This window comes from Aureimonas phyllosphaerae, assembly GCF_900113065.1.
Taxonomy (GTDB): domain Bacteria; phylum Pseudomonadota; class Alphaproteobacteria; order Rhizobiales; family Rhizobiaceae; genus Aureimonas; species Aureimonas phyllosphaerae.
In genome coordinates this window covers 230389-237784 of record NZ_FOOA01000004.1, presented here as the reverse complement: position 1 = coordinate 237784, position 7396 = coordinate 230389, and the positions used below count along the sequence as shown (strand labels likewise).

At 66.4% G+C, this 7396-nt stretch carries 8 protein-coding genes, 2 tRNA genes and 1 pseudogene; 4 read left to right on the top strand and 7 right to left on the bottom strand.

Annotated features, from left to right (window positions below):
* Positions 1–444, top strand: a pseudogene (locus tag BM175_RS22350) (hypothetical protein); the annotation flags it as partial.
* A gap of 407 nt (positions 445–851) precedes the next feature.
* A complete protein-coding gene (locus tag BM175_RS08355) occupies positions 852–1169 on the top strand; it encodes a hypothetical protein (RefSeq protein WP_090961854.1) in 318 nt (105 codons plus the stop codon).
* A gap of 96 nt (positions 1170–1265) precedes the next feature.
* On the opposite strand, the gene BM175_RS08350 is transcribed toward BM175_RS08355, so the two are convergent.
* Positions 1266–1811, bottom strand: coding sequence for a Ros/MucR family transcriptional regulator (locus BM175_RS08350; protein ID WP_210185773.1), 546 nt, complete (start codon positions 1809–1811; stop codon positions 1266–1268).
* A 62-nt stretch (positions 1812–1873) separates the two neighbouring features.
* Here BM175_RS08350 and BM175_RS08345 point away from each other — a divergent pair, with 62 nt between their 5' ends.
* On the top strand, positions 1874–2911 hold the full coding sequence (locus BM175_RS08345; protein ID WP_090961849.1) for a GGDEF domain-containing protein: 1038 nt from the start codon (positions 1874–1876) through the stop codon (positions 2909–2911).
* Positions 2912–3085: 174 nt separating this feature from the next.
* On the opposite strand, the gene BM175_RS08340 is transcribed toward BM175_RS08345, so the two are convergent.
* A tRNA-Thr gene (locus tag BM175_RS08340) sits at positions 3086–3160 on the bottom strand.
* 163 nt (positions 3161–3323) lie between these two features.
* Here BM175_RS08340 and BM175_RS08335 point away from each other — a divergent pair.
* Positions 3324–3399: transfer RNA gene (locus tag BM175_RS08335), tRNA-Phe, on the top strand.
* Positions 3400–3463: 64 nt separating this feature from the next.
* On the opposite strand, the gene tenA is transcribed toward BM175_RS08335, so the two are convergent.
* The 5 genes from tenA to BM175_RS08310 are packed head-to-tail and all read right to left on the bottom strand — an operon-like array spanning position 3464 to position 7329.
* Complete coding sequence (tenA, locus tag BM175_RS08330) at positions 3464–4129, bottom strand: thiaminase II (protein WP_090961847.1); 666 nt, start codon at positions 4127–4129, stop codon at positions 3464–3466.
* A gap of 2 nt (positions 4130–4131) precedes the next feature.
* Complete coding sequence (locus BM175_RS08325; protein ID WP_090961845.1) at positions 4132–4773, bottom strand: TenA family protein; 642 nt, start codon at positions 4771–4773, stop codon at positions 4132–4134.
* Positions 4770–5591 (bottom strand): bifunctional hydroxymethylpyrimidine kinase/phosphomethylpyrimidine kinase, encoded by an 822-nt coding sequence (gene thiD, locus BM175_RS08320; RefSeq protein ID WP_090961844.1) that lies wholly within the window; start codon positions 5589–5591, stop codon positions 4770–4772. The genes BM175_RS08325 and thiD overlap by 4 nt, the downstream gene beginning before the upstream one ends.
* Entirely contained in the window at positions 5588–6535 is a 948-nt protein-coding gene (locus tag BM175_RS08315; protein WP_244545929.1) for an ABC transporter substrate-binding protein, read from the bottom strand. The genes thiD and BM175_RS08315 overlap by 4 nt, the downstream gene beginning before the upstream one ends.
* A complete protein-coding gene (locus tag BM175_RS08310) occupies positions 6535–7329 on the bottom strand; it encodes an ABC transporter permease (protein WP_090961839.1) in 795 nt (264 codons plus the stop codon). Before BM175_RS08310 ends, BM175_RS08315 begins: the two co-directional genes overlap by 1 nt.
* Between the last annotated feature and the right edge of the window lie 67 nt (positions 7330–7396).

The following is a 7396-nucleotide window of genomic DNA, read 5'->3' as shown; positions in this document are numbered from 1 at the left end:
CCGGATCGAAGCATCTTGCTCAAGGATCGACATCTCATGATCAAATCAGCGTTGCTCGCAACGGCTTTTGCCGTCGGGCTCACCTCGTTCGCGGCGGCGCAGAGTGCGCCGTCGCCCGATGCTCCGCCCCCACAGCCGGCCGCTGCGGCCATGCCCGGACCGGACGGCAACGCCCGTCCCGCACCGGCCGACTTGCCGCCTCCGCCCCCTCCGGGCGAGGCGCCGCGTCCCGGCGATCACCGCGGACCGCCACCCCCGCCGCCGATGGGCAAGGGCGTGGAAATCCGGCTCGGCCGCGATGCGGGTATCCGGATCAACTGCGGCGATGAGCCTATGGACGCCTGCATCGCAGCGGCCAAGCCGCTGACCGATCGCATTCCCGATCTCACGCTGCCGCCGGCGCCGCCCGCGGCGAACGGGGCGCCGATGCCCTCGGCGAACTAAGGTCTACAGGCCGGACGGCGGGAAACTGCCGCCCGGTTTTCACGCTCGGCAACACGATCGTCAGCCTCAGCTCAGCTAGAGCTTTCGATCCCGCAGCCGCACGCCGGCCCCGCCTCCGTTCTCCGGGATGAACTCCACGCCGGCCGCCTCAAGCGCGGCGCGGATCGCCGCGACCGTGCGAGGCTGCGCAGCTAGGAGACCAGGCGATGTCTCTAGGCGCTTGATCGACGGCAGGGACACGGCCGAAGCGTTCGCGAGATCCCGCTGTTCCCAACGGATCAGCGCACGGGCGGCTCGTACCTGTTCGCTTGTGATCATTGTTCGCGCCGCCTCGTAATACCTGAGGTATTGACAGTGCTTCAGGCACCGATTAATTCCTGAGGTATCACAACGGGAGTTAAGCAGCAATGAACGCCACCACCCCTGCCGCTTCGATCGCAACGCTCGTCGGATCCGACCCGCTCTTAGCGGCCGTCCTCAACTTCAACGCAGAGGCCGATCGGCTCGAGAACGCGCCGGGCGATGACCAGGTCGACGACGATCGTTTCGCCGCGGTCATGGACGATCTTTGCGACAACACGCCCCCGTGCACATCGGACGAAGGCGCCTTTGCGGCGTTGGCGCTGGCCGCTCGTCAGATGATGGACAGCGCGCATAGCGATCTCCACGACGCGCTCGTCGCGGTCGTCCTGGACTACGCGCACCGCCGGCAGTGCAATGCCTGACCGGACATCGAAGATCGCGAAGGGGGAGGGGCCGCTACGCGCGGCCCTTCTTGCGTTTGGACGGTTCCACTGGACCAGCGGGACCGGCTCGCTCAATCAGGCGTCCGCCTTCGCCGCAGCCTTCGCGGACCGCTTGGCCTTCGGCTTACCCGCGGACGCGGACACTGGCGCGGCCGCCGCTTCGGACGCAGTAGCTTCGTCCGCGGCAACTTCAGTCGGCGCGACGCGCTTGCGCCCAAGGCCCAATGCCTTGGCCACTTCCGCACGACGCTTCGAATAGTTCGGCGCGACCATCGGATAGTCCGCCTTCAGCCCGTACCGCTCGCGATATGTGTCAGGCGTCAAGCCATGCGTCGCGAGGTGACGTCGAAGCGCTTTGTAGGGCTTCCCGTCGATCATGCTGATGATGATGTCGGGATCGGCCAAGCTCTTTCGCGCGCTGACGGCACCCTGATATTCCGCCGGCGCTTCTTCAGCCGCGGGAGCTGCTTCGACCGGCGGGTCGATCATGCCGACGAGAGCGGAGTGGCTGTTCTTCAAGAAGGTGTGAACGTCCTCAGGAGCGACCCGCGTGTTCGGATTGCTGAGCCATGCGGTTGTGATTTCGACCGCTAGCTCAACCGCGTTAGACTTCTCTTCCAAGACAATTCTCCATCTCGAGCAATGATCGCTGCAAAACGGATGATTCGGCGTTCTGCAGCTTCATGACTACCAATAGTCCGCGGCAGGAGCGTTTTGCGAGTGGAGATAGTAGCTTTGTCCTCTTTCGGAACCGAAAAATTGGTATCGCTCAACAGCATCCGATCGCGGTTTGCGGCAGATGCAGCGCATCTGATCGGCAACGATCGCGCGGGCTATCGTGTGCGGTCCTGACCGTTCGCCATTCAACGCACGTCAATAATGCTGGCTTAGGATCCCGTTCAGCCCGGGAGCCCGCCGCCATGCAGTCGATGTTCGCCAATCTCACCGCCATTCGCAGCCGCCGGGAAATGCGGATCAAGGTGGCGCTTGCGACGCTGGGAATCGTCGCGGTGACCGATGGCGTCGACGCCTTGGTCAATCTCTACACGCAGCCCGACCGCATCTGGCCGTCATTCATCCAGACGACGCTGATCGCGGCTGCGATGTCGCTGCTCTTTCTCGGCCTCCTGGCCCGGTCGAACCTGCGCCTCTTCGAACTGAAGGAGCGGTTCGAGACGCTCGCCTTGACCGATATCCAAACCGGGCTTCTGAACCGGCGCGGTTTCTTCGCCTCTCTAGATCGCGTCAAGGCGAGTGGCGCCGACATGACGCTCGGCGTTATTGACATCGACCACTTCAAACGAATCAACGACACGTACGGGCACCTTGTCGGCGACTACGTCATCGCCGAGGTCGGTCGTTCCCTACGCGAGGGGATGGGGGCACCGCACTTTGTGGGGCGGGTCGGCGGCGAGGAATTCGCCCTCGCGCTGAACGGCATGTCGCTTGGGGAGGCAGCCGGAGCGGCCGATCGGCTGCGCACGAGGCTTCAGGACATTGGGGGATCCCGTCTGCCACCGGGCCTGAAGGTAACGGCAAGCGTTGGCCTCGCCCGGATCGGGGAAGACGAGGTGATGTCGGGCTACGCTCGCGCGGACAAGGCGCTCTACGAGGCCAAGCGCCGCGGCCGCAATCTTACGATCAGCGCCGAGCTCGACCTTGGCGACAATGTCGTCGCGCTGTCGCTACCGTCAGGCGCCACCAGGCGCGATACCAACTGACGGACAAAACGTCCGCTCCGAATCGCCCGGCCGAGATTGCCGGACTGTCAACGCGAGCTGTGAACACGCTGCGGACGACGAAAAGAATCGTGCTGCCCGCGTGCTGCCCACGAAACGGTGGTTAGGCACTCCGGAGCGATCCGGACGCTAAGTGACTGTTTTTGTTCGGGAAAATGGTGCTGCGAGAGAGGATTGAACTCTCGACCTCTCCATTACCAATGGAGTGCTCTACCACTGAGCTACCGCAGCAAGCCGACGGCGGCTCTATTGCCATAGGCTGGCGGGGAGCGCAAGGCGTGTCGTGTGACGGTTTTTTCGACGGGGGCTTTGAGGGGGGTGGACAGGCGGATAGGGCCTGACTATAAGGCGCGGACCGAACGGAACGACCCGCCTGGGCCGGCTCCCGAACGGCGCCCAAGTAGCTCAGTTGGTAGAGCATGCGACTGAAAATCGCAGTGTCGGTGGTTCGATTCCGCCCTTGGGCACCACTTCCTTCGGTCTCTAAATCTCGATCAGCGTCCTACGGCACGTTTCACATCGCCTGACCTTCGCTCAGGCGTGGGACGCGGGTTCGTCTAGGCCCATCTGCCAGAAGTCGCTCTCCAGCCGGCAGGCGGTGGCAAAAATCTTTTCGAGTTCGCCCGCGCGTTCTTGTGTGAGATGTCGCTGTGCGAGCCGGTCCAGATGCGCGCGCGCGCGCATCGCGACGCTCTGGTAGGCGTCGCCCGCGTATTCCATGATCCAGTCTCGATAGGGGTGTGAGGCGCCACACGAGGGCGCGAGGCGACGGGCGATCACCGCATAGCCGATGACGCATGGGGCCAGCGCGACATGAAGGTCGAGGAGGTCGCCGCCCTGGCCGCAGTCGAGGACGTAGCGCGTGTAGGCAAGCGTCGCAGGGTGCTCCTCCGCCGCTTCGAGCGCCGCCGAGCTCAGCCCCCATCCGGCGCAGAGCCTGACGTGCAGCGACAGCTCGACGTCGAGGATCGCACCGAGCGCCGTGTGTGCGGCGCGCATGTCGTCGAGCGTCCGGCTCTTGTAGACGGCCAGCGCGTTGGCGCGGGCGAACTGGATCAGGAAGAGGTAGTCCTGCTCGAGATAGCGGCGGAACGCCGGCGCGGGCAGGCTGCCGTCGCCCATCCGCCGGACGAACTCGTGGTCGATGTAACCGGTCCAGTGCGAGCCGGCCGTCGCGGTCAGGTGGTCGAAGAGATCCATCGTCAACCCTCGTAGGCGGCATCGAAGAAGGCGCGTTCGAGCCGGACGGCGCGGGTGAAAAACTCGCCGACGCGCACGGCTTGCGACGGGCCGACGCGATCGAGCTCGGCACGCAGGAACGAGACGAACTCGCCGAACTCGGCATTGTCGTGCAGCGTGATCCACTCGGCATGCAGGAAATGCGGTGGCCGGGGATAAGGACAGCGTCGGGCCCATTCGAGATACAGCCATTCGGCGACCGTCAGGACCGCGATGGCGCACGGATAGGAGCCGGCCTGCGCCGCCTCGCGCATCAGGGCGCGGAAGCCGCGGGTCGCGGCCTTGTCGGGCTCGCCGATCCGCCGTTCCGCATCGATCCCGAGCGCCTCGAAGGCGCGCAGGAAATAGGTGTTCTCCTCGCCCGCGATCGTCCCGGCAAAGCGGCCGAGCCGCAGGCGGGCGTCGAACGTGTCGGCGGAGGCGATCGCCGCGCCGAGAAGCCCCAGGAAGTCATCGAGGAAGCGATGGTCCTGAACGAGGTAGGACGCCATCACGCCCGGCGCGACCGAACCTTCGCCGAGTTCGCGCACGAAGCGATGCGCGACGCCGGCGCTCCAGTCGGGTTCGCTGGCCTCGCGCAGCGCATCGGAGAAGCGGGGGTTCAAGGAGCGTCTCCAAGCATCGAAGCAGGCCACCAGCGATGGAAATGGTGGACGGGACCGCGGCCGGAGCCCACGCCGAGCGTCATGCCGGCTTCGAGGGCGTCGGTGAGGTAGGCCTTGGCCCGGACGGTCGCGTCCCGAAGTTCCGATCCTCGCGCCAGTTCGGCGGTGATGGCAGCCGCGAGCGTGCAGCCCGTGCCGTGATCGTGGCGCGTTGCGACGCGCGGCGCCGACAGGCGCTCGACGCGTTCCGGTCGGACGAGAAGATCGACGCTGTCCGAGCCCGTTCCGTGCCCGCCCTTCACGAGAACGGCGCGTGCGCCGAAGTCGAGGATCGCGCGGCCCTGCTGTTCCATCTCGGCTTCGCCCGAAGCCATCGGCCGATCGATCAGAAGCGCAGCTTCGTGAAGATTGGGCGTCGCGACGTCGGCGAGCGGCAGGAGTTCGGAGCGCAGCGCCTCGATCGCCTCCTCTCGCATGAGGCGATCCCCGGAGGTTGCGACCATCACGGGATCGACGACGGCGCACCGTCCATGCGCGCGCAGGCGCTCGGCAATCGCGCGGATCGTCTCGGTGCGCGACACCATGCCGATCTTGATCGCACCGACGGCAAGGTCCGACAGGACCGCGTCGATCTGCGCTGCGACGATGCCGGGCGACAGGTCCTCGATCGCGGTCACGCCGCGCGTATTCTGAGCGGTGACGGCGGTGACGACGCTGGCGCCGAAAACGCCGAGCGCCGAAAAGGTCTTGAGGTCGGCCTGGATGCCGGCCCCGCCGCCCGAGTCGGAGCCTGCGATCGTGAGCGCGATCACGGTCACGGGGTCAGCTCCACGGCATAGTCGGCCAGCGGAGGCGCGGCATCGAGAAGGCCCTTGTCTTTCATGAACGTGGCAAAGCGCGCGTAGCGGCCGGCGTCGAGCGCGAAGGGGCGCTTGGCGAAGCGCGGGAGGGTGTCGGCGAAGGCGCGCCGGTTCAACTCGTCGTCGAGATCGGGATAAGCCTTGAGGAACAGGGCGAGCGCCTCGTCCGGATGATTGGTCGCAAAGATCGCCGCCTCTTCCACGGCGGCCAGGAACCGCGGCAAGCGCGGATCGCCGAGCTTCTCGCGGCTGGTGACGAGGATCAGTTCGTCATAGGCGGGGACGCCGTTCTCCTCGGGAAAGAAGGCCTGGCCCTCGTGGCCCTCGAGGCGGATCTGCGTGAGTTCGAAGTTCCGGTAGGCACCGATCGTGGCATCGACGTTTCCCGACAGAAGCGAGGGCGTCAGCGCGAAGTTCACGTTCACGAGTTCGACGTCGGAGAGCGAGAGGCCGACGGAGCCGAGCATCGCCGAGAGCACGGCTTCCTCGATGCCGGCGACGGAATAGCCGATCTTGCGACCCTTGAGGTCGGCGAGCGTCTTCACTGGTCCGTCGGCACGCACCATCACGGTGTTGAGCGGGGTCTCGACCAGCGTGCCGAAGCGCACCAGTGGCAGGCCGGCCTTCACGTCGAGCATCAGGTTGGGCTGGTAGTGGACGGCGACGTCGGCCTCGCCGGCAGCAAGGAGCCGCGGAGGCGCGGACGGATCGGCCGGCGGGACGAGGTCGACGTCGAGCCCGCGCGCTGCGAAGAACCCCTTCTCGCGCGCGACGACGAGCGGCACATGATCCGGGTTGACGAACCATTCGAGGAGGACGGTCAGCTTGTCGGCGGCAAGCGCCGGGGCCGGGCCGAGCGCTGCGAGCGCGAAACCGATGGCGGCAAGAAGCGGGCGAAGGATCATCCGGTCGAGGTCCTAGAGAGGGGCGGTCGTTTCAGGAAGGGCGGGGGCTGGTCTTCGAACGCCCACGGCGAGAGGCGGGGCGCGATCTGGTCGACGAGGGCGCGCAGCGACAGCGTCAGGGCTGCGAGGATCGCCAAGGCTGCGAACAGGAGGTCGGTCTGCATCCGCGCGTTCGCCTGGATCATCAGGAAGCCGAGTCCGCCCGACGCGCCCACCCATTCGCCGATCACCGCCCCGAGCGGGGCGAGGGGGGCTGCGACGCGCAGACCGCTGACGAGGGCGGGCATGGCAAGGGGAATGCGCACGTGCCGCAGCGCCTGGAAATGGCTCGCCTCGGTCATCGCCGTCGCATCGAGAAGCTCGGGGTCGGTGCGCCGAAGGCCGTCGGCAAAGGCCGAGGCGACGGGAAAGAAGATGATGAGGGCCGCCATAACCACCTTCGAGGCCAGGCCGAAGCCGAACCAGAGAACGAGAAGCGGGGCGAGGGCGAAGACCGGCATCGCCTGAAGGATCAGGACCTGCGGCCAGAGGATTGCCCCGAAACGCGGGAAGGCGACGGCGGTGAGCCCGGTGACCGCGCCGGTGGCGACACCGAGGATCAGCCCGAGCGCCACTTCCGTGAAGGTGACGAGCGATTCACGCGCCAGCCGGCCTGACTGCGCGACGAGCGTGCGACAGACTTCCCAGGGCGCCGGCAGCATGTAGCGCGGCGGCTCGAGAAGAAGCACGATCGCCTGCCAGGCGAGAAGCCCGGCGATGAGCCCCATTACGACGGTGCGAAAGGCGCGCATGCGAGAGCGTCAGGCGCGCGGTCGCAGGCTCTTCGATGGGGATCGATGACGGTCTGGAACGTGGAAA